Here is a 20,285-nt window from a genome sequence, read left to right as displayed (position 1 = left end):
GACCGACACCGCGATGACCAGAGGAACCCTTGACGTCCTCCTCCGCTTAAAGGCGGAAGATTCCCACACCTGGCGATGCACGTCCGCATCGGAGAATGTTCAGCGCAGCGTTGGTATCTCGATCATGCTCGACACCACAGTCACTGCAGGTCCACTCTCTTATTCTCAGCCCCGCGATACCTTTCGGCCGCGTCGTGCTGTCTTTCGACCCGCACGACGAACAGGACTGGGTCGAACCGCTTTCGTCGACTTCATCGAACGTGACTCCGTGCGCCATCGCTTTGTAACGGAGCTTGTTTCGGAAGGACGACCAGGACGCGTCGTAGACGCTCTTCGCCATCCTGGTTCTGGCGAGTTTTGCGGCCGACACGTTGCCGACCGCGATGTAATCGAAGCGCCGCACCAGATCGAGCGCGAGCTTGTGTTGGAAATCGGCACGGGCGTTCGTCACTTTGGCGTGCAACTTCGCGATATGCCGCCTGTGTTTTCGCGCCCGTTGCGCTTTCGCGAGTTTCTCGGCCGCGCATCGACCGAACCGATCGTTAGGCAGCTTCTCGCCGGTCGAAAGTGTGGCGAAGTCTTTCAAGCCGAGATCGATGCCGACACCGGAACGGATAGGTCGGGCCAGCACATCGGGCATCTCGATCACGATGTTGAGAAACCAGTTGCCGCGTGCATCCTGCGCGAAGTTGGTTCCATCCTTGATCTTGCCTTCGGGAAGCGGTCGGCTGTTGAACACGCGGAAGGTGTTGCCGGCGAAACGAAACGCGTCGCCCTCGCGCTTCAAGTCACGCCCCTTCAGCGGCACCCAGCCCAGCGATTTCCTGCCGCGATAGCGCAGGTAGGGCCGACGGTGCTGGCTGCGCGACTTCGCGTATTGCTCGCACGCCGCGTTGATCGTGCCGGAATGAATACCAAGTTCCTTGCTACTCCCGGTCGTCAGCACGTTCAGGTCAAACCCGGTCGGCCACTTCTTGCTCCACTTGAGCGCGTGCTTCTGCGTGTCGTTGCAGAAGTTCCAGACGTAGTTCACCGCACGGCTCTGCTTGTTGAGCAGTCCGTTGAGCGACTTCACCCGGTAGCGGTAGACAAGGATCATGCCGGTGATCCTAACTCGTGGAAGAAGCTGCCTGTCAACAGCACGCCTTTCCTTCCCGCCATCAATGGCGGGGTCTCTCGGAGAAAATTCTGATGAACCGTGCCGCTGCCACTGACGACGCGACGCTCGACGTCGACGATTGCTGGAACCGGATCGGCACGCGCGGCGACCGCTCGTGCGAGCGGCTGAACGACTGCCTGCGCTGCCTGAACTGCCCGGTCTACGCGTCGCACGCGGCGAAGCTGCTCGAGCGTCCGCTCGACGTGGCCGAGATGGCGGACGTCACGCGCCGGATGAGCGCGTTCGGCACGGCGCGTGCGGGCGACGACGACGGCGATACGCACCATGCGGCGCTTGCGTTTCGGGTGGCCGACGAATGGCTTGCGCTGCCGATCGGCGTGCTGCGCGAGATCGCCGGCACGCGCCCGATCCATTCGCTGCCGTATCGCCGCCATTCGGCCGTGCGCGGCGTGGTCAACATCCGCGGCACGCTGCGCATCGCGATCTCGATCGGCGCGCTGCTCGGCCTCGATGCCGGCAACGCCCGCCGCGGTAGCGACGACGGCCGTTTCACGCGGCTGCTGGTGGCCGCGCACCAGGGCGAGCCGGTGGTGTTTCCGGTCGACGAAGTCGAGGGCGTGCTGCGCTTCGGCACGTCCGACTGGGTGCCGGTGCCCGCGACGGTCGGGCGCGCGAGCGCCGGCCTGTCGCGCGGCGTGCTGTCGTGGCGCGGCAAGTCGGTGGGCCTGCTCGACGACGATCGTCTGTTCGACGCCGTGACACGGAGCATGCGATGAGCGGCGATGACGACCTGAGCCACCTGTCGCTGCTCGAGCTGTATCGCGAGGAGACGCGCACGCAGACCCAGGCGCTGTCGGAGCGGCTGCTCGCGCTCGAATCGGGCGAGCCCGATTCCGTCGCGCTCGAAGCGTGCATGCGCGCCGCGCATTCGCTGAAGGGCGCCGCGCGGATCGTCGGCGTGCCGCTCGGCGTGGAGATCGCCGGGCGGATGGAGGAGTGCTTCGTCGCCGCGCAGGCCGGCACGATCGCGCTGACGGCCACGCACGTCGACGTGCTGCTGGCCGGCGTCGATTTGCTGGTGCGCGTCGGCGATCCGCAGGGGCAGCCCGTGTCGCAGGCCGAGATCGACGTGTTCGCGGCGGCGCTCACGGGCGCCGACGGCGCGCAGACGATGCAGGCGCCGGCCGCGGTGCCGCCGCCGGTGCCGCCGTCGTTCGTGCCGTATCGCGATCATGACGGCGCCGCGAACGAGCCGGTCGGCGCGGGTGCCGCGGTGCCGCCGCTCGCCGTGTCGGGCACGGTGCCCGATCCGGTCCAGGCCGGCCGCGTGGCGGGCGCCGGCGCGATGCGCCGCGTGCGCGCCGATACGCTGAACCGGCTGCTGAGCCTGTCCGGCGAATCGCTGGTCGAATCGCGCTGGCTCAAGCCGTTCGCCGAATCGATGCTGCGCGTGAAACGCGCGCAGCGCGACGCGGCCCGTTCGCTCGACCTGATGGTCGAGCAGTTCGCCGACGATCTCGACGCCGGCATGCTCGCGTCGATGAACGAAGTGCGGCACATGCTCAACGACCTGCAGCGCTCGCTCGCCGAGCGCATGGACGAATTCGACCGCTTCGAGCGGCGCAGCACGCATATCGCCGAGCAGTTGTACGACGAGGCGCTGCAGTGCCGGATGCGGCCGTTCGGCGACGCGACGCGCGCGTATCCGCGCATCGTTCGCGATCTCGCGCGCTCGCTCGGCAAGCAGGTGCGTTTCTCGATCGTCGGCGAAGGCACGCAGGTCGATCGCGACATCCTCGACCTGCTCGACGCGCCGCTCGGCCACCTGCTGCGCAACGCGATCGACCACGGCGTCGATTCGCCCGATGCGCGGCGGGCGCGCGGCAAGCCGGCCGAGGCGAGCGTCACGCTCGAGGCGCGCCACAGCGCCGGCTCGCTGCTCGTCAGCGTGATCGACGACGGGCCGGGCGTCGACATGGACGCGCTGCGCGCGGCCGTCGTGCGCCAGCGCCTGACCGACGACGAGACGGCCGCGCGGCTGTCCGACCCCGAATTGCTCGAATTCCTGCTGCTGCCGGGCTTCTCGATGCGCGATGCGGTGACCGACGTATCGGGGCGCGGCGTCGGCCTCGATGCGGTGCAGGAGATGGTGCGCGGCGTGCGCGGCGCGGTGCGGATCTTCAACGAGCCGGGCGCCGGCATGCGCTTCGTGCTGCAGTTGCCGCTCACGCTGTCGGTGATCCGCAGCCTGCTCGTCGAGGTCGGCGGCGAGCCGTATGCGTTCCCGCTCGCGCATGTGCGCCGCACGCTCGAACTCTCGCACGACGACATCGACGTGCTCGAAGGGCAGCCGCATTTTCCGTTCGACGGCCGGCGCGCGGGCCTCGTCGCCGCGCACCAGTTGCTCGACGCGGGCGAACCCGACGTGGCCCGCGCCAGTACGGCGGTCGTGGTCGTCGGCGCCGAACCCGAGCTGTACGGCGTCGCGGTCGACCGCTTCCTCGGCGAACGGATGCTCGTCGTGCAGCCGCTCGACAGCCGCCTGCACAAGATCCAGAACATCGCGGCCGGCGCGTTGCTCGAGAACGGCGACCCGGTGCTGATCGTCGACGTCGAGGACCTGATCCGATCGGTCGACAAGCTCGTGCGCGGCGGCCAGCTCGCACGGGTCACGCGCGATCCGCAGCATGCGCTGGCCGACCGGCGCCGCCGCGTGCTCGTCGTCGACGATTCGCTGACGGTGCGCGAGCTCGAACGCAAGCTGCTGGAAAAGCGTGGCTACGACGTGACGGTCGCGGTCGACGGGATGGAAGGGTGGAACGCGGTGCGCAGCGATGCGTTCGATCTCGTCGTGACCGACGTCGACATGCCGCGCATGGACGGAATCGAACTCGTCACGCTGATCAAGAGCGATCCGATGCTCAAGCGCGTGCCGGTGATGATCGTGTCGTACAAGGATCGCGACGAGGATCGCCGCCGCGGGCTCGACGCCGGCGCCGACTACTACCTCGCGAAGAGCAGCTTCCACGACGAAGCGCTGCTCGATGCCGTGCACGACCTGATCGGGGACGCACGGGGATGAACATCGGCATCGTCAACGACCTGCCGCTGGCCGTGGAGGCGCTGCGCCGCGTGATCGCGCTGCGCGCGGACCATCGCGTGCTGTGGGTGGCGACCGATGGCGACGAGGCGGTGGATTTCTGCGTCGCGCAGCCGCCCGACGTCGTGCTGATGGATCTCGTGATGCCTAAGGTCGACGGCGTCGCCGCGACGCGCCGGATCATGGCGCGCGCGCCGTGCGCGATCCTGATCGTGACCGCGAGCGTCAGCGCGAACACGTCGTCGGTGTACGAGGCAATGGGCGCCGGCGCGCTCGACGCGGTCGATACGCCGACGCTCGCGCTCGGGCTGTCGACCAACGCGTCGCCGCAGGCGCTGCTCGCGAAGATCGACCAGATCGGCCGGCTGCTCGAAAGCCGCACCGCGGCGCTCGTGCCGCCGGAGCCCGCGCCCGCGCGCGGACAGCCGACGCTCGTCGCGATCGGTGCGTCGGCGGGCGGGCCGACCGCGCTCACCGCGCTGCTGCGCGCGCTGCCGGCCGATTTCCCGGCCGCGATCGTGATCGTCCAGCACGTCGACCAGGCCTTCGCGTACGGGATGGCCGAATGGCTCGACGGCTATACGCGGCTGCCGGTGCGCGTCGCGCGGCAGGGCACTGTGCCGGAAGCCGGCACGGTGCTGCTCGCGGCGACCAACGATCACCTGATGCTGTCGCCGCGCGGCGTGCTCGGCTATACGCGGCATCCGGTCGAAACGCCGTACCGGCCGTCGATCGATGTGTTCTTCAACAGCGTCGCGGACGGCTGGCAGGGCGACGCGCTCGGCGTGCTGCTGACGGGCATGGGGCGCGACGGCGCGCTCGGCCTGAAGGCGATGCGGGCGAAGGGCTGCTACACGATCGCGCAGGATGAAGCGACCAGCGCCGTGTACGGGATGCCGAAGGCGGCCGCGGCGGTCGGCGCGGCAGCGGCGATCCTGCCGCTCGAGCAGATCGCGCCGCAGTTGATCGCGCGGATCGCGCTCGCGCCGCGCGACTGACCGCGCCTCGGGCAGGGGCCGGCGCTGCGTGGCGTGCCGGCGCCGCATTGCGTGCGTGGCGCGGCGTCGCGTACAATTGCGGCCTGCGGAGATGGCATGCCTCCCTGCGGTCGTTCCCGGCGCGTCGCGCGCGGGTGCGGCCCTCAACCGCCGGTTTGCCCGGCTGATGATGCCTGCGTGTTCCTGGGTCGTCAGGAGGTCGCAGGCCGTCCATCCGGTATTCTGCCGCCCAGGTTTTGATGTTCCGTCGAATCTGGAAATCATGTTTTTCACCACTTCTGCCGATCTTTTCGCAACCGTGCGCTACGTGTGCCGCTGGCTCGCGCTTTCCGCGCTGCTCGGCGTGCTCGCCGGCACGGCTTCCGCGCTGTTCCTGATCGCGCTCGACCGGGCGACCGGTACGCGCGTCGCGCATCCGTGGCTGCTGTGGGGGCTGCCGGCCGCCGGTTTCGCGACCGGCTGGATCTACCATCGCTTCGGCCAGTCGGTCGCGCGCGGCAACAACCTGCTGATCGACGAGATTCACGACCCGAAGGCGCTCGTGCCGAAGCGGATGGCGCCGCTCGTGCTCGTCGCGACCGTCGTCACGCACCTGTTCGGCGGATCGGCCGGCCGCGAGGGCACGGCCGTGCAGATGGGCGGCGCGCTCGCCGATCGCGTCACGCACGTGCTCCGTCTCGATCGCGAGCATCGCCGCGTGTTGCTGATGGGCGGCATCGCGGCCGGTTTCTCGTCGGTGTTCGGCACGCCGCTCGCGGGCGCCGTGTTCGGGCTCGAGGTGCTGGCGATCGGGCGCCTGCGCTACGACGCGCTGCTGACTTGCGTCGCGTCGGCGATCGTCGCGGACGTCGTGTGCCGCGCGTGGGGCGTCCATCACACGGCCTATGCGATTCCGTTCGTGCCGGCCGTATCGGCGACCGGGCTGGCCGTGACGGTCGTCGCGGGCATCGCGTTCGGCGTGGTCGGGCGGCTGTTCGCGTTCGCGACGCATGCGCTGACCGCGTGGTTTCGCCGCGTGATCCGCCATGCGCCGCTGCAGCCGGTGCTCGGTGGCCTGCTGGTTGCGGTGGCCGCGACCGTGCTGAACGTGCCGCAGTATCTCGGCCTCGGCATCCCGACGATCGAAGCGGCGTTTCACGGCCCGCTGCCGCCTTACGATTTCGCGGGCAAGTTCGCGTTCACCGTCGTCACGCTCGCGTCCGGGTTCAAGGGCGGCGAGGTGACGCCGCTGTTCTACATCGGCGCGACGCTCGGCAACGCGCTCGGCCAGGTGCTGGCGCTGCCGGTGCCCGTGCTCGCGGGGCTCGGCTTCGTCGCGGTGTTCGCGGGTGCGGCGAACACGCCGATCGCGTCGACGATCATGGCGATCGAACTGTTCGGTGCGGATATCGGCGTGTATGCGATCGTCGCCTGTGTCGTCGCGTATCTGTTTTCCGGGCACGCGGGGATTTATCGCGCGCAGCGCGTGGCGGTGGGGAAGGGCGCGCGGGTGGAGGCGGAGTGAGCCGGGGGCGGTCGATGTGGTTCGATCGCGGCGGCGCGACGCGATACCCGGGATGCAAGCAACGACCGACGGAGACCCGATGACGCTGGACGACTTTCTGAACGAAGCGAAGCAGCTTGCGCGGCCGTGCCGTCAGTACCGCTTCGCGGACGATGGTGAACCCGTCGCCGGGTACTGGCACGGTATCGGTGACGGCGTGTTGTGCATGTCCGTCGAGCACGACGGCAGCTGGTTGAACGTGTATCTCGACGAAAGCGGCACGTCGGGCCACGTGGAGACCTCCACGCAACCTGTCCGCTCCGACCACCCGCTGTGCCGATCCGACGCGATGTCGCTGCCGCCGGTCGGCGCGGTGTTCCGCTTCGGTTCCGCCGCGATCGGCGCGTACCTCGACGCACACGGCTGGCAGCGCGACTGGGGATTCAACGGCAACTTCAAGGGCGCGGCCGCGCACGACTACGAGCGCGCATGGATGGCGCAATGCCCGCTCTACACAGGCGACGTGGTGGCCGTCGCGGGCGGCTGGAACATGCCATGGCCCGACGACGACTGGCATGAACTGATCGATCTCGAACTCGTCCTGTGGACGTTCGAGGAATCGGAGCCGTGGGTCGAGGTGTTCTTCGACGGAAGCCGGTACTCGGTGATCCAGCGTATCACCTAGCACGCGGGCATCGCGCTTACTGCTTCGGCAGCCGCGCGACATTGCGCGCGAGCAGTTCCTCGATATCGATACCTTTTTCCGCGAGCAGCGCGGTGACGACGCCGTTCAATTCGCCGAGCGTTTCCTTGACCGACTCGCGAATCGTATCCACGACGACCTGCGTGCTGCGCTCGATCTCGATGTTGACCTTGTCGTTGACGCCCTTCGCATCGAACGTGGTCGCGCGGCGCGTTTCCGGAATCAGCCAGACGTCGAACCAGCCTTCGTCGCGATTGACGTCCGACACGGTGAGGCTGCAGCCGTTGATCGCGATGTAGCCTTTCGCGAACACATAGCGCTTGAACTCGGCCGGCACGCCGATGCGGATCATCCGGTTGTGCTCGGACGACGCGATGTGCGCGATGGTCCCCGTGAAATCGACATGACCGGACAGCGGATGCCCGCCGATTTCCGCGCCGTCCTTCGCGGCCCGCTCGACGTTGACGCGTGCGCCGGTCGCGAGGTCGGCCAGCGTGGTGATTCGCAGGCTCGGCAGCATCACGTCGAAGTCGATCAGCACCGGCGAATGGATGGTCGTCACGGTCAGGCACACGCCGTCGACCGACACGCTCGCGCCGATCTCGATATCGTCGGTGAACCGTTCGGGGAATGCGATGCTGAACGTTCTCAGCTCGCCGTGATCCTTGATGGCGTCGATGGTGCCAACGCCCTGAACAATGCCTGTGAACATGATCGATCCCTCGTCGCAAATTTCCTGGCCGACATGATAAGTGATCCCGCTGCCGGGCACGCCGCGGCATGCGGGTGCACACCGGCGCGCACCGGCCACGGATACAAAAAAGGCCGTGCGCGTGGCACGGCCTCGACCCAAATTAGCGGGTTCCGCTGGTTGGCCGACGCGGCCCGGCGACGATGACCGCGCCGCCGGACCGCATCGTGATGCGCTTGCATCAAACCTTCGCCGGCTCTCCCAGCGCGCCGGCATCGCGATCCGCCAGACGTCGCGGCGAATCGGCGAGCCCCTTCGCGAGCTCCAGCGCCTGCCGCTCGAACAGCCGGCGATAGATGCCGCCGTCGATGCGGATCAGCGCGTCGTGGTTGCCTTCCTCGATCACCTTGCCGCGATCGAGCACCAGCAGCCGGTCGAGCGCGCGCACGGTCGACAGCCGGTGCGCGACGACGAGCGTCGTGCGGCCGACCATCAGCCGCTCCATCGCCTGCTGGATCAGCAGCTCGCTTTCGCTGTCGAGGCTCGACGTCGCTTCGTCGAGGATCAGGATCGGCGCATCGGCGAGGAATGCGCGCGCGATCGCGACGCGCTGGCGCTCGCCGCCCGACAGCTTGATCCCGCGTTCGCCGACGAGCGTGTCATAGCCGTCCGGCAGCGCGGCGATGAAGTCGTGCGCGCTCGCCAGACGCGCGGCGCGCTCGATGTCGGCGCGGCTCGCGTCGGGGCGCGCATACGCGATGTTCTCCGCGAGCGTGCGGTGGAACAGCACGGGCTCCTGCTGGACGATCGCGATCTGGCTGCGCAGCGAATCCTGCCGCACTTGCGCGATGTCCTGGCCGTCGATCGTGATGCGGCCGCCCGATACGTCGTACAGGCGCTGGATCAGCTTGATGAACGTCGTCTTGCCCGAGCCCGAATGGCCGACGAGGCCCACGCGTTCGCCGGGCGCGATCCGCATCGAGAAATCGTCGTACAGCGGCACCGGATGGTTGCCGTAGCGGAACGTCACGTGTTCGAAGCGGATCTCGCCTTGCCCGATCCGGATCGCCGGTGCGCCGGGGCGATCGTCGATGCCGAGCGGCTGACGTTCGAGCGCGACGAGTTCTTCCATGTCGTTCACCGAGCGCTGCAGGTTGCGGATGTGCATGCCGACGTCGCGCAGGTAACCCTGCAGCATGAAGAACATCGTCAGCGCGAACGCGATGTCGCCGACGCTCGCCTCGTCGTTCATCCACAGCCGCAGCGCGACGCCGATCATCGCGGCCTGCATCGCGACGAGCATCGCACCCTGCAGCCCGCCGTTGAACGTGCCGCGCACCCACGTGCGGCGCGTGCGCTGCCGCCACTTGCCGATCACGCGCGCGAGCCGCGCTTCCTCGCGCGTTTCCGCGCCGAACGCCTTGACGACCGCGTTGCAGCTCACGGCGTCGGCGAGCGCGCCGCCCATGCGCGTATCCCACAGGTTGCCGAGGCGGGCGGCCGGCGCGACGATGCCGAGCGATACCGCGACCGTCACCGCGATGTACAGCAGCGAACCCGCGCCGACGACGAGCCCCATCACCGGCCAGTGCGTGCCGAGCAGCACGGTCGCGCCGACCAGCATCGCGACCGACGGCAGCAGCGCGATCAGCACGGTGTCGTTGAGCAGGTCGAGCGCCCAGATTCCGCGCGTGATCTTGCGCACGGTCGAACCCGCGAAGCTGTTCGCGTGCCAGTCGGTCGAGAAGCGCTGCACGCGGTGGAACGACGCGGCGGCGATCTCGCTCATCATCTTCAGCGTGAGCGTGATGATGTTCAGGTAGACGCCCTGGCGCAGCACCGTCGCGCCGATGCCGAGCGCGGCGAGCGTGCCGAACGCGACGAGAGCCGAATGCCACGCGGCGGCGCGGTCGGTCAGGCCGGTCGACAGCGCGTCGACGAGGCGGCCGGCGAACAGCGGCGTGAGGACGTCGGCGAGCGCGGCGAGCAGCGCGAGGCTCGCGACCGTGGCGATGCGCGCCGGCTGCTTGCGCCAGTAACGGATGGTGAAGCCGAAGACGGCCTGGAATGCGTGGCCGCCCAGATGGGAGGTTTTTCTGGTCATGTATCGTTGCCCGGCGCATCGCGCGACGGGACTTTCCGGTTCGGAGAACGTCGAAAACGCAACAGCCGGGCCGCGCGACACACGCGGGGCGGAGCGAAACGGGCTGTCGGGAAGAGCGCGGCTGACGGGTTAGCGGAAAACTCGGGAGCCGGCGCGGACGGCGGGCTGGATCAGCTGCGCCGTGGGACCACGTTCGGGAAGGTTGCTGGCATTCGGAACATCTGCACCTCCCTGAAGTGAACGGTTGAATGAAAGGACGCCGAAAAGACGTGCAGCGATTCTATCAGGACAGTCGCGCGCGCCGCAATGTCCGACGAATGCGGCGTTGCTGCGTCGATACGGTTAGTATTCAGGGTTTTGGCCCCTTTTCGCGTACGTTGCGCGAGGGCGGGCACGGAGCCGGTGCGCGCATCGATTACACTTCCGCGTCCGCGGCGCGCGACGACGCGCGGCCGCCCGGCTTCACTCCGAACCATTCCCGAGGAAACGATGAGCGACGTTCAGCAAGGCATCCTGGCTCCGATCGATACGGCAGCCCGATACCTCACTTTCACGATGTCGAACGACGGCAATGTCGCCGCGGCGCTGGCCGCGCTGCGCGAGATCGTCGACGGACGCGACACGGTGGTCGGTTTCGGACGCGCGCTGGCCGCCTATCTCGGACACCCGGTGCCGGGCCTGACCGACTATCCGGCGTTCTCGGTGAACGACCGCACGCTGCCGGCGACGCCGGCCGACGTGTGGGTCTGGCTGCGCTCGGACGACCGCGGCGAGATCGTGCTGCGCGCGCGGGCGATCGAACGCGCGCTCGCGCCGGCGTTCGCGCTGCAGGAGGCCGTCGACGGCTTCCGCTATTCGAACGATCGCGACCTGTCCGGCTACGAGGACGGCACCGAGAATCCGGAAGGCGACGACGCGGTGGCCGCGGCGATCGTCGCGGGGCAGGGCGCCGGGCTCGACGGATCGAGCTTCGTCGCGGTGCAGCAGTGGGTGCACGACTTCGACCGGATGGAGCGTATTCCGTCGGGCGAGATGGATCACATCGTCGGGCGCCGCCGTTCGGACAACGAGGAACTCGACGACGCGCCCGAATTCGCGCACGTGAAGCGCACCGCGCAGGAAAGCTTCGCGCCCGAGGCGTTCATGCTGCGCCGTTCGTCGCCGTGGTCGGACACGCGCCGGGCGGGCCTGTACTTCGTCGCGTTCGGCTGCTCGTTCCGCGCGTTCGACGTGCAGATGCGCCGGATGAGCGGCGCGGAAGACGGGATCGTCGACGGGCTGTTCCGCTTCACGCGGCCGCTGACGGGCGCGTATTTCTGGTGCCCGCCGATGAAGGACGGCAAGCTGGACCTCGCCGCGCTCGGACTGTAAACGCCGGCCAGGATCGACGAACGGGCGGGCCGCGCTGGATGCGCGGCCCGCCCGTTTCGTTTTTCAAGCTTTCGAGCGGCAGTGCGACGGTGCCCGCCGCTGCGTCAGTTCAACGTCGTGTCGATCCGCGTGCCGCGCTTGATGAACTGCGTCACCGGGGTTTTCTCGCAGATTTCCGCGAGACGCTGGCGTTGCGCGTCGTCGAGCGGGCCGTCGAGCGTCACGACGCGGCGCACGTATTGCACGCCTTCGCGATCGGCATGCAGCTCGGTGCGCACCGCGATGCGCGCGGCCGGCCACGTCTTGCGCTGCATGTACATGCGCAGCGTCGCGGCCGTGCATTGCGCGAGCCCGGCCAGCACGAACTCGTACGGCGCCGGCCCGCGATCCTGGCCGCCTTCGCGCGGCGCTTCGTCGCCGGTCAACGCGTGCGTGCCGGCGTGCAACTGGACGACGTAGTCGGGCGCGTCGGCATCGAGGACGGCGGCGGCGTGGATGAGCGACATGGCAGGTCTCCGGTAAGCGAATAAAGGAAAGCGGGCGCCGCGTGGCGGCGTGCAGCCGCCAGCATACCGTTCCCGCCGCGCGGGCGTGCGCGGCGTGCTACGCGTGGACGATGCCGGCGCTGCTGCGCACGAGCGCGGCGATGCGTTCGCGCACCCACTGATGCGCGCGGTCGGTGTCGCGCGACTCGTGCCAGTACGCGAGCAGCGGGAACGGCTTGAGCCGCAGCGGCAACGGCCGCACGGCGATCGGCAGCAGCGCGGCCATGCGCAGCGCATAGGTGTGCGGCAACGTGACGAGCAGGTTGCCGGCCGCGGCGATCTGGCAGGCGGCGAAATAGTGCTGGCAGGTGAGCCGGATGTCGCGAAAGCGCCCGTCGTTGCCGAGCAGGACGTCGAGCGATTGCGGCTCGCCGAGCGACGACACGGCGATATGCTTCGCCGCGAAATAGTCGCCGCGTCGCAGCGGGTCGCGCGCCAGAGGATGATCGCGGCGCAGCGCGACGACGAGCGAATCGTCGAGCAGATGTTCGGTGGCGATGCGCGGGCCGGTCTGCACGCGGCGATCGACGACGAGATCGAGGTTGCCCGACGCGAGCTCGCGTTCGATGTCCGGCACCGCGATGCGGCGGCTGACGAGCCGCAGGCCGGGCGCTTCGTCGGCGAACGCGGCGACGATGCGCGGCAATGCGATGGATTCGAGCACGTCGCGGATGCCGACCGCGATGCTCAGGTCGAGCGTCGCGGGATCGAGCGCGGACGGATCGCGCGCGGTGCCTTGCAGCCCTTTCAGGTGTAACTGCACGTCCGCGATGATCGATCGCGTGCGCTCGGTCGGCACGACGCGGTTGCCCTGGCGCACGAACAGCGGATCGTCGAAATGCGCGCGCAGCCGGTTGAGCGCATGCGTGACGGCCGGTTGCGTCAGATGCAGCGCACGGGCGGCCGCGCCGATGCCGCCGTGCACGTAGACGGCGTCGAGCACGCGAAACAGGTTCAGGTCGAGACGATGATCGGCGGGCACGGAGCGCGGGCGGCGTGGTGAAGGACGGACCGATTCTAAAGGATGCGCAGGCAGCGGATGCGCGGGTTGGCATACGCGGCGATCGCGTGCGTTCGATGCATGTCGATACCGTTCGCGCCGATACGCGAGCGTCCGTTTTGCCGATGTGCGACGCAATTGAGCACGCACCTTGTTCAGCATGACGGCCGCAATAATCGGCCGCATCGCATACGCGATTCTGCGGCGGCATACCAGCGGCGCGTAGCAGCCTGTAGTAATCCGCCATCATGCTGTCCCCGTCGGCCATTTCGCGCCAAAGGCGCTACCCGTTCGGCTAAGATGCCGTCGCTTCATATTTCGGGATAGCCGTCCTGTCGCACGCATTCAAACCAAATATAAGCCTGACAGTTCGACGGTATTAGAAGAAGTCGAACAAGTCGGGGGCTTGGCCAGTGAATGCAGCAGATCAGCGGTGGGTCATTATCTATTTGAGTACGGGGTTTTCGTTGGCCCAGGCCGCGCGTCTTGGCGAGGCCTTCAACCTGGCGAATCGCCTGCATGGATACGGCGTGGATTATCAGCTCAAGTACGTATCCGAAAGCGGGGGACTGTTGCAGTCGTCGTCCGGCGTGAGAATCGCGACCGATCCGTTCGGAGACGAACACAGTCGCCGTGCGTGCGCGTTCTTTCATCTTCATGGCGAGCGCGCGGCCGTCAATTGGGACGACGCATTGCAGCAGCGCCTGGCCGACGTTCGCCAGCATGCGCGCTGGATCGTCGATGCGATGGACCTGCCCGCGCTTGCCGCCGCGCGGCGGCCGTCGTCGTCGATCGACGTGCGGCCCGGCAGGGCGCGGCGCCGCGCGCCCACGACGATCGAATCGCGGGCCGGCGAGGCCGACGTGTTTGCCGCCGCGCTCGACATGTTTCGCGCCGACCTCGGCGACGGCGCCGCGCAGGAGATCGCCAGCAACATGATGCGGCCGGTCGAGCAGCGCTATGTTCAGTCGATGTGGGCATTCCGCGAACTCAGCGCGAGCCCGTCGATCCGGATGTCCGCGCAGCGGTTGCGCGCGCAGAGCGTGAACCGCATCTCGATCGCCAACGCCGCGCAGGCGGCCGCGATGAGCGAGCGCAATTTCCTGCGACGCTTCAAGAAGGAAATCGGCGTGACGCCGACCGAGTTCGTCCAGCACGTGCGGCTCGAACGGGCGTGCCACATGCTGATCCATACGACGCTGCCGGCCGACAAGGTCGCGCGGCGCACCGGGTTCGGCAGCGGCGAGCGGCTCGCGAAGCTGTTTCGCCAGCGCCTGTTGATGTCGCCGACGGAATTTCGTGTCGCCGAGCGGGAAAGAATCCTCGCGCACGGCGCGGCGTCGTCCAATCCGGATGACGGAACTGCCGCCGCGTGTTGCGACGGCGACGGGGCGAATTGCGACGCGTGCGCGGCGGCGCGCGAGAAAACGGGACGGATACCCGTAGAATCGTCGTGTCGCGACCTCGATTCCCGGTTTCCATGTCCTTCCTCCCCACTACCGCCACCGCCCCTTTCTGCCCGTCGGAAGTAAAGGGCAGCATCACGGTCGACGCCACCGCGCCGCGCTGGCAGAAGCTCAAGCGTTTCTTCGGCCCCGGCCTGCTGGTCGCGATCGGCTACATGGATCCCGGCAACTGGGCGACCGATATCCAGGCGGGCTCGCAGTTCGGCTATTCGCTGCTGTGGGTCGTCGCGTTCTCGAGCCTCGCGGCGATCTTCCTGCAGATGCTCGCGGCGCGGCTCGGCCTCGTCGCGGGCAAGGATCTCGCGCAGGCCAGCTACGACCGCTACGGCCGGTTCGGCCGCGTCGTGCAGTGGATCACCGCCGAAGTGTCGATCATCGCGTGCGACATCGCGGAAGTGCTCGGCTGCGCGCTCGCGTTCAAGCTGCTGCTCGGCGTGCCGCTCGCGTGGGGCGTCGTGCTCACCGCGCTCGACACGGTGATCGTGCTCGGCCTGCAGGGCAAGGGGGTCCGGCAGATCGAGGCGATCGTGCTCGGGCTGATCGCGACGATGGCGTTCTGCTTCGTCGCGCAGGTGGCGATCACGCCGCCCGTCTGGCACGCGGTGGTGGGCGGCCTCGTGCCGGGCGACCCGGGCCACGACCGCAAGGACGCGATCGTGCTCGCGCTCGGCATCGTCGGCGCGACGATCATGCCGCACAACCTGTACCTGCATTCGTCGGTCGTGCAGACGCGGCATGTGGTCGGCGGCGCGCGCGGCGTGATCCGCGACACGCTGGCGCTCGTGCGCATCGATACCTGCGTGTCGCTGTTCGTCGCGATGCTCGTCAACGCGGCGATCCTCGTCGTCGCGGGCGCCGCGTTTCATGCGACGGGCCAGCACAACGTGACCGACATCGAACAGGCGTACCGGCTGATCACGCCGATCGCCGGCGGCGCGGCCGCGCTGTTGTTCGGCATCGCGCTGCTCGCATCGGGGCAGAGCTCGACGCTGACCGGCACGATCGCCGGCCAGGTCATCATGGACGGTTTCCTGCATACGAAGATCCCGTGCTACCAGCGCCGGCTGATCACGCGCGGGCTCGCGCTCGTGCCGGCGCTGATCGGTGTGCTGTGGCTCGGCGACGGCTCGGTCGGGCGACTGCTCGTCTGGAGCCAGGTGCTCCTGAGCCTGCAGTTGCCGTTCGCGATGTGGCCGCTGATCCGCTCGGTCAGCGACCGCAATACGATGGGCGAACACGCGATCGGCCGCGGGATGCAGGTGGCCGCGTGGGCGCTGTTCGCCGTGATCACCGGCACGAACCTGCTGCTGATTACCGGTGTCGCGGGTTGATACAGCCTGTCACAGGCTGACACAGGCGTGCGGCGCGCATGCGGTAAACTGCCGCCTTTGGATCGACCCCGAAGTCCGTTATGTGGAGTGAAATCAGCAATATCGGCGATGCCGCGCTGACCTTGCCGATCGCGCTGACCTGCGCGGCATGGCTCGTGCTGACCGACTGGCGCCTCGCCGCCCGCTGGGGCGTGCTGCTGGCCGCCGGCATGGGGCTCGTCGGCGCGACGAAGATCCTGTACGCCGGATGCGGCGTCGAGCTTCCGCAATTCGATTTCCGCGTGATCAGCGGCCATACGATGCTGTCGACGTCCGTGTGGACGGTCGCGCTGTCGATGCTGTGGCAGGCGTTCCGGCCGGGCAAGGCGCCCGGCATCGCGGCCGGGCTGGCCGTCGGCGCGATCACGGCCGTCGCGCGCGTGTTCGATCATTCGCACACCGTGCCGGAAGTCGTCGTCGGCTGGATGCTCGGCGCGCTGGTCGCGCTGGCGTTCCTGCGCGGCTACGACGGCGCGCGGCAGCGCGCGTTTTCGCCGCGCGTCGCGGCGGCGTGCCTGCTGCTGGTGTCGGGCATCGCGTACGGGCACCGTGCGCCATTCCAGCAGATGATCGACACGCATTCGCCGCAGCTCTGCGCGTTCGTGCGCGCGCCGTCGGGCGACCGGTTCTGACCGGTGCCGAAGGCGGCCCTTTGGCGCCGCCTTCCTGCCGCTGGCGTTCGTCCGGCGTTTTCCCGGGTTTTCCGGCGGGTCGCACGATGCCGCGCCGGTTCATTTTTCCGACTGCTTCCCCCCGGTTTCCCCGGTCGTGCGGAACGCAACGCCCGGTATCCCGAAAATCCGCCCGCTGGCCAGTTCCCCGGTCGGCCCGCTTGGGCTCGGGCATCGGCGCCGGTACGCGCCGGTCATGAACGATGTCTATGACCGGGCATAACGAATATTCATTTCATCGATTGGCGGCATTCGCGTACGCTGGCTGTCGTTCAACCGCGAACAGCCTGCCCGGCCGGGCAGGCATGCGTCGCGTTCATCGCGTTCATCTCGATATACTCGCGGAAACCGTGCGGCGCGTCGTCACGTCGGCGCACCGGCCACCGGCGCACGTCGACCGGCAGCGGTCCTGAAAGCACGGAAAGCCCGGACACCTCGTCGCGGCAACATTCCGCGACGACGATTCAGACAGGAGCAGGCACATGACAATCGTTTCTCCGCGCCTCGCCGGCAAGTGCGCATACATCACGGGCGCCGCGGGCGGTCTCGGCCGCGCGATCGCGCGGCGGATGGTCGAGCAGGGCGCGCACGTGTTCGTGACCGACATCGCCGAAGCGGCGGTGCTCGACGCGCTCGCGCAGGAACTCAACGCGGGCCGCGCGACGCCGGTCGCATTCGCCGCGACCCAGGACGTGCGCGACGAAGCGCGCTGGCAGACGCTGCTCGCACAGGCGACCGATGCGATGGGCGGGCTGTCGGTGCTCGTCAACAACGCGGGCGTCGGCTCGATCGGCTCGCCCGCGCAAATCGAGCTGGACGAATGGCGGCGCGTGATGGCGATCAACGTCGAGAGCATCGTGCTCGGCTGCAAGCATGCGCTGTCGTATCTGGCCGAGAGCCATCCCGCGTCGATCATCAACATCTCGTCGGTCGCGGCGTTCAAGGTCGAGCCGGATTTCACCGCGTACAACGCGTCGAAGGCGGCGGTCGCGTCGTTGACGAAGTCGGTTGCGATCGATTGCGCGCGCCGCGAGATCGACGTGCGCTGCAATTCGATTCACCCGGCGTTCATCCGCACGGGGATCGTCGAGCCGCTGTTCCAGTCGCTCGGCGAACGCGACGCGACGCGCAAGCTCGCGCGCGGCATTCCGCTGCGCCGGCTCGGCGAGCCTGACGACGTCGCGCATGCGGCCGTGTATCTCGCGTCCGACGAGAGCCGCTTCGTGACGGCCGCCGAACTCGTGATCGACGGCGGCATGTGCGCGGTCTGACGCGCATCCCGAACCACAACGATTGGAGGAGAACATCATGTCGACACCCGTGAATCGCCAACTGCTGCTGAAGACGCGCCCGGAAGGGCGGGTCGGCCGCGAACATTTTTCGCTCGTCGAGACGCCGGTGCCGGCGCTCGCCGACGGCGAGGTGCTCGTGCGCGTGCTGTATCTGTCGATGGACCCGACCAACCGCGTATGGATGAGCGACGTGCCGCAGTACCTGCCGCCCGTCGCGATCGGCGAGGTGATGCGCGCGCTCGGCATCGGCCGCGTGGTTGCGTCGCGCAACGCGGCGTTCGCGGAAGGCGATCTCGTGCAGGGGCTCGTCGGCTGGCAGGACTACGCGGTCGTGTCGGTCGAGCAGGCCGCGCAGCTCGTGAAGCTGCCCGCGCAGTCGGGCCTGCCGCTGCCGACGCTGCTCGGCGCGTGCGGGATGAGCGGGTTGACCGCGTACTACGGGCTGACCGACATCGCGCCGGTGCAGCCGGGCGAAACGCTCGTCGTGTCGGCGGCGGCCGGCTCGGTTGGCTCGATCGCCGGGCAGATCGGCAAGATCCACGGCGCACGGGTGGTCGGCATCGCGGGCGGCGCGGACAAGTGCCGCTACTTGACCGAGACGCTCGGCTTCGACGCGGCCGTCGACTACAAGGCCGACGATTTTCGCCAGCAACTGAAGGCGGCGACGCCGGACGGCGTGCACGTGAACTTCGAGAACGTTGGCGGCGAGGTGATGCGCGCGGTGCTGTCGCGGATGGTGATCGGCGGGCGCGTCGCGCTGTGCGGCGTGATCTCGAGCTACAACAGCGGCCGCGCGGCCGACGACGTCGGCGTGCTGATCTCGAAGCGGCTGACGATGCGCGGCTTCCTGATCCTCGACTACCGCAAGAGCCGCGAAGCCGTGCAGACGCTTTCCGACTGGCTGCGCGACGGCCGGCTCAAGGCCGAGGAAACCGTGGCCGACGGGCTCGAAAACGCGCCGGACGTGCTGAACCGGCTGTTCGACGGCGACCATCGCGGCAAGCTCGTGCTGCGTGTCGATTCGGATGCGTGAGCCGCAGCGCTCGCACGCGCTGAGTCAGCGCTTCCGATAAATTCGAATTCGTCTGATTGCTGCTTGGGTCCTGATCCGTTAGTGTCCGGCGGAGTATTCCGCCGACATTTGGGAGGGCCTATTGACAGCGAGCATGGCTATCGTCAACGCAACCGCGCGCGCGGGCGTCAACATCCACCAGTTCTACAGCCTCGACATCAAGGGCAATCCCGCTGCCGCGCTGGCGGACATCTACGAGTTCGAGGGCGCGCGCGGGATTGGTGAGCCGACAAAGTTCACCATCCAGTTCACCCATCCCCGCCATGACCTGTCGCGCGGCGAGTTTCTGAACAGGATCGGCACGTTCGTGATCCAGCCTCCGCCGCGCGACCGCTGGAGGCAGCCGGAAGACGCGCGGCGCGTGCAGGGTGTCGTGACGGGATTCGCGCTGAAGGATACCCATCGCGACCAGTCCCTCTACGAGATTGTGCTGGAGTCTCGACTGGCCTTGCTTCGTCATGCACCGAAGTGCCGGTTCTTCTTGGACATGACCGTTCCCGAGATCATCGAACAGATTCTCCGGGAACACGCGTTCAACAAAATTTTTGCCGGCTTTGAATTCACGTTGCACCGTACCTACCGCAAACGCAGCTTCGTGATGCAGTGGGGTGAGGACGACCTCGCGTTCATCACAAGACTGTGCCGCCGTTCGGGCATCTGGTTCGTATGCGAAGCGGGCGAGCGCTGCGAACAGGTGCGCTTCGGCGACGACTATGCACACTACCGACGCGATCCCGACCGCCTGACGGTTGCCTACCGGCCGCACAGCGGGCTGGAATCCAGCGGCATCGAATCCGTCAATGAACTGCAGATGAGCGCAAGGACGCTGCCGGAGACTTATACGGTCCGCACGTTCAGCACGGAGGCGCAGCTTTCCGAACCGATCGAGGCAGTCAGCCCGATCCGTGAGGACCGCACCACCTATGGCGACGCGTATACGTGGGGCACGCCGAACCAGAGCGTGGACGAGGCGAAGGAGGAAGCGCTGCTTCGGCGCGAGGCCGCGCTGGCCGAACAGGTCGAGTATCGCGGCGAGTGCGACATGCTGGACCTCACGCCCGGGTCGGTGTTGAAGTTGTCGAACCGGAAGCTGCCCGATGCGAAGCACGGTTTGCTGGTGGTCCGGATGGCATGTCGCGCGTCGCGCAAGCAGGCGTATCGCGTGAAATTCGACGCGATTCCATCCGACCGTCAATACCGGCTGCCGTTGAAGACGGAGACGTGGCCGAAGATTCACGGCGTCATCACGGGGACCATCTCGGGTGGCTGGAAAGACCCTTACCTGGACGGGCAGGGCGA

General features: G+C 68.0%; 17 protein-coding genes and 1 riboswitch. Of the genes, 12 read left to right on the top strand and 5 right to left on the bottom strand.

Going from position 1 to position 20,285, the window contains the following annotated elements; translation table 11 throughout:
* Positions 1-46: 46 nt before the first annotated feature.
* Positions 47-1,099, bottom strand: a complete 1,053-nt coding sequence (locus AC3IFE_RS00585; protein ID WP_089469247.1) for an RNA-guided endonuclease InsQ/TnpB family protein — start codon at positions 1,097-1,099, stop codon at positions 47-49.
* Positions 1,100-1,191: 92 nt separating this feature from the next.
* Here AC3IFE_RS00585 and AC3IFE_RS00580 point away from each other — a divergent pair, with 92 nt between their 5' ends.
* The 5 genes from AC3IFE_RS00580 to AC3IFE_RS00560 all read left to right on the top strand — a co-directional run bounded on the left by AC3IFE_RS00580 (position 1,192) and on the right by AC3IFE_RS00560 (position 7,386).
* Entirely contained in the window at positions 1,192-1,896 is a 705-nt protein-coding gene (locus tag AC3IFE_RS00580; RefSeq protein ID WP_301738529.1) for a chemotaxis protein CheW, read from the top strand.
* Positions 1,893-4,202 (top strand): hybrid sensor histidine kinase/response regulator, encoded by a 2,310-nt coding sequence (locus AC3IFE_RS00575; protein ID WP_489189261.1) that lies wholly within the window; start codon positions 1,893-1,895, stop codon positions 4,200-4,202. The genes AC3IFE_RS00580 and AC3IFE_RS00575 overlap by 4 nt, the downstream gene beginning before the upstream one ends.
* Positions 4,199-5,218, top strand: coding sequence for a chemotaxis response regulator protein-glutamate methylesterase (locus AC3IFE_RS00570; RefSeq protein ID WP_489189260.1), 1,020 nt, complete (start codon positions 4,199-4,201; stop codon positions 5,216-5,218). The genes AC3IFE_RS00575 and AC3IFE_RS00570 overlap by 4 nt, the downstream gene beginning before the upstream one ends.
* Before the next feature lie 78 nt (positions 5,219-5,296).
* A riboswitch (Fluoride riboswitch) is annotated at positions 5,297-5,401 on the top strand.
* A 79-nt stretch (positions 5,402-5,480) separates the two neighbouring features.
* Complete coding sequence (locus AC3IFE_RS00565; RefSeq protein ID WP_489189259.1) at positions 5,481-6,722, top strand: voltage-gated chloride channel family protein; 1,242 nt, start codon at positions 5,481-5,483, stop codon at positions 6,720-6,722.
* 79 nt (positions 6,723-6,801) lie between these two features.
* Entirely contained in the window at positions 6,802-7,386 is a 585-nt protein-coding gene (locus AC3IFE_RS00560) for a hypothetical protein (protein WP_489189258.1), read from the top strand.
* A gap of 16 nt (positions 7,387-7,402) precedes the next feature.
* On the opposite strand, the gene AC3IFE_RS00555 is transcribed toward AC3IFE_RS00560, so the two are convergent.
* Together AC3IFE_RS00555 and AC3IFE_RS00550 are read right to left on the bottom strand one after the other, a co-directional pair.
* Positions 7,403-8,116: a riboflavin synthase subunit alpha gene (locus tag AC3IFE_RS00555; protein ID WP_175786492.1), complete on the bottom strand. Its 714-nt coding sequence runs from the start codon at positions 8,114-8,116 to the stop codon at positions 7,403-7,405.
* Positions 8,117-8,336: 220 nt separating this feature from the next.
* Positions 8,337-10,199 carry an ABC transporter ATP-binding protein gene (locus AC3IFE_RS00550; protein ID WP_489189257.1) on the bottom strand — a complete coding sequence of 621 codons (1,863 nt, stop codon included), beginning with the start codon at positions 10,197-10,199 and terminating at the stop codon, positions 8,337-8,339.
* Positions 10,200-10,688: 489 nt separating this feature from the next.
* Between AC3IFE_RS00550 and AC3IFE_RS00545 the strand changes: the two genes are divergently transcribed.
* Positions 10,689-11,570, top strand: coding sequence for a Dyp-type peroxidase (locus AC3IFE_RS00545; protein WP_089469254.1), 882 nt, complete (start codon positions 10,689-10,691; stop codon positions 11,568-11,570).
* Positions 11,571-11,674: 104 nt separating this feature from the next.
* Here AC3IFE_RS00545 and AC3IFE_RS00540 read toward each other — a convergent pair whose 3' ends face one another.
* Positions 11,675-12,076 (bottom strand): OsmC family protein, encoded by a 402-nt coding sequence (locus tag AC3IFE_RS00540; protein ID WP_489189256.1) that lies wholly within the window; start codon positions 12,074-12,076, stop codon positions 11,675-11,677.
* A 97-nt stretch (positions 12,077-12,173) separates the two neighbouring features.
* Complete coding sequence (locus tag AC3IFE_RS00535; protein WP_489189255.1) at positions 12,174-13,097, bottom strand: LysR family transcriptional regulator; 924 nt, start codon at positions 13,095-13,097, stop codon at positions 12,174-12,176.
* A 485-nt stretch (positions 13,098-13,582) separates the two neighbouring features.
* Here AC3IFE_RS00535 and AC3IFE_RS00530 point away from each other — a divergent pair, with 485 nt between their 5' ends.
* From AC3IFE_RS00530 to AC3IFE_RS00505, 6 genes are all read left to right on the top strand, one after another.
* Positions 13,583-14,647, top strand: coding sequence for a helix-turn-helix domain-containing protein (locus AC3IFE_RS00530; protein ID WP_489189254.1), 1,065 nt, complete (start codon positions 13,583-13,585; stop codon positions 14,645-14,647).
* Positions 14,596-15,912, top strand: coding sequence for an Nramp family divalent metal transporter (locus AC3IFE_RS00525; protein WP_489189253.1), 1,317 nt, complete (start codon positions 14,596-14,598; stop codon positions 15,910-15,912). The genes AC3IFE_RS00530 and AC3IFE_RS00525 overlap by 52 nt, the downstream gene beginning before the upstream one ends.
* An 80-nt stretch (positions 15,913-15,992) precedes the next feature.
* Positions 15,993-16,583, top strand: coding sequence for a phosphatase PAP2 family protein (locus AC3IFE_RS00520; RefSeq protein WP_089469259.1), 591 nt, complete (start codon positions 15,993-15,995; stop codon positions 16,581-16,583).
* Between the two features lie 521 nt (positions 16,584-17,104).
* Entirely contained in the window at positions 17,105-17,893 is a 789-nt protein-coding gene (locus tag AC3IFE_RS00515; RefSeq protein ID WP_089469260.1) for an SDR family oxidoreductase, read from the top strand.
* Between the two features lie 37 nt (positions 17,894-17,930).
* The gene (locus tag AC3IFE_RS00510; protein ID WP_489189252.1) at positions 17,931-18,947 is read left to right on the top strand and encodes an NADP-dependent oxidoreductase; all 1,017 of its coding nucleotides are present in this window, start codon (positions 17,931-17,933) and stop codon (positions 18,945-18,947) included.
* A gap of 133 nt (positions 18,948-19,080) precedes the next feature.
* A partial coding sequence (locus AC3IFE_RS00505; protein WP_489189251.1) for a type VI secretion system Vgr family protein occupies positions 19,081-20,285 on the top strand: 1,205 nt, incomplete at its 3' end.

Source organism: Burkholderia sp. APQ4-4ca (assembly GCF_057837105.1).
This window is presented reverse-complemented; position numbering and strand designations above follow the sequence as displayed.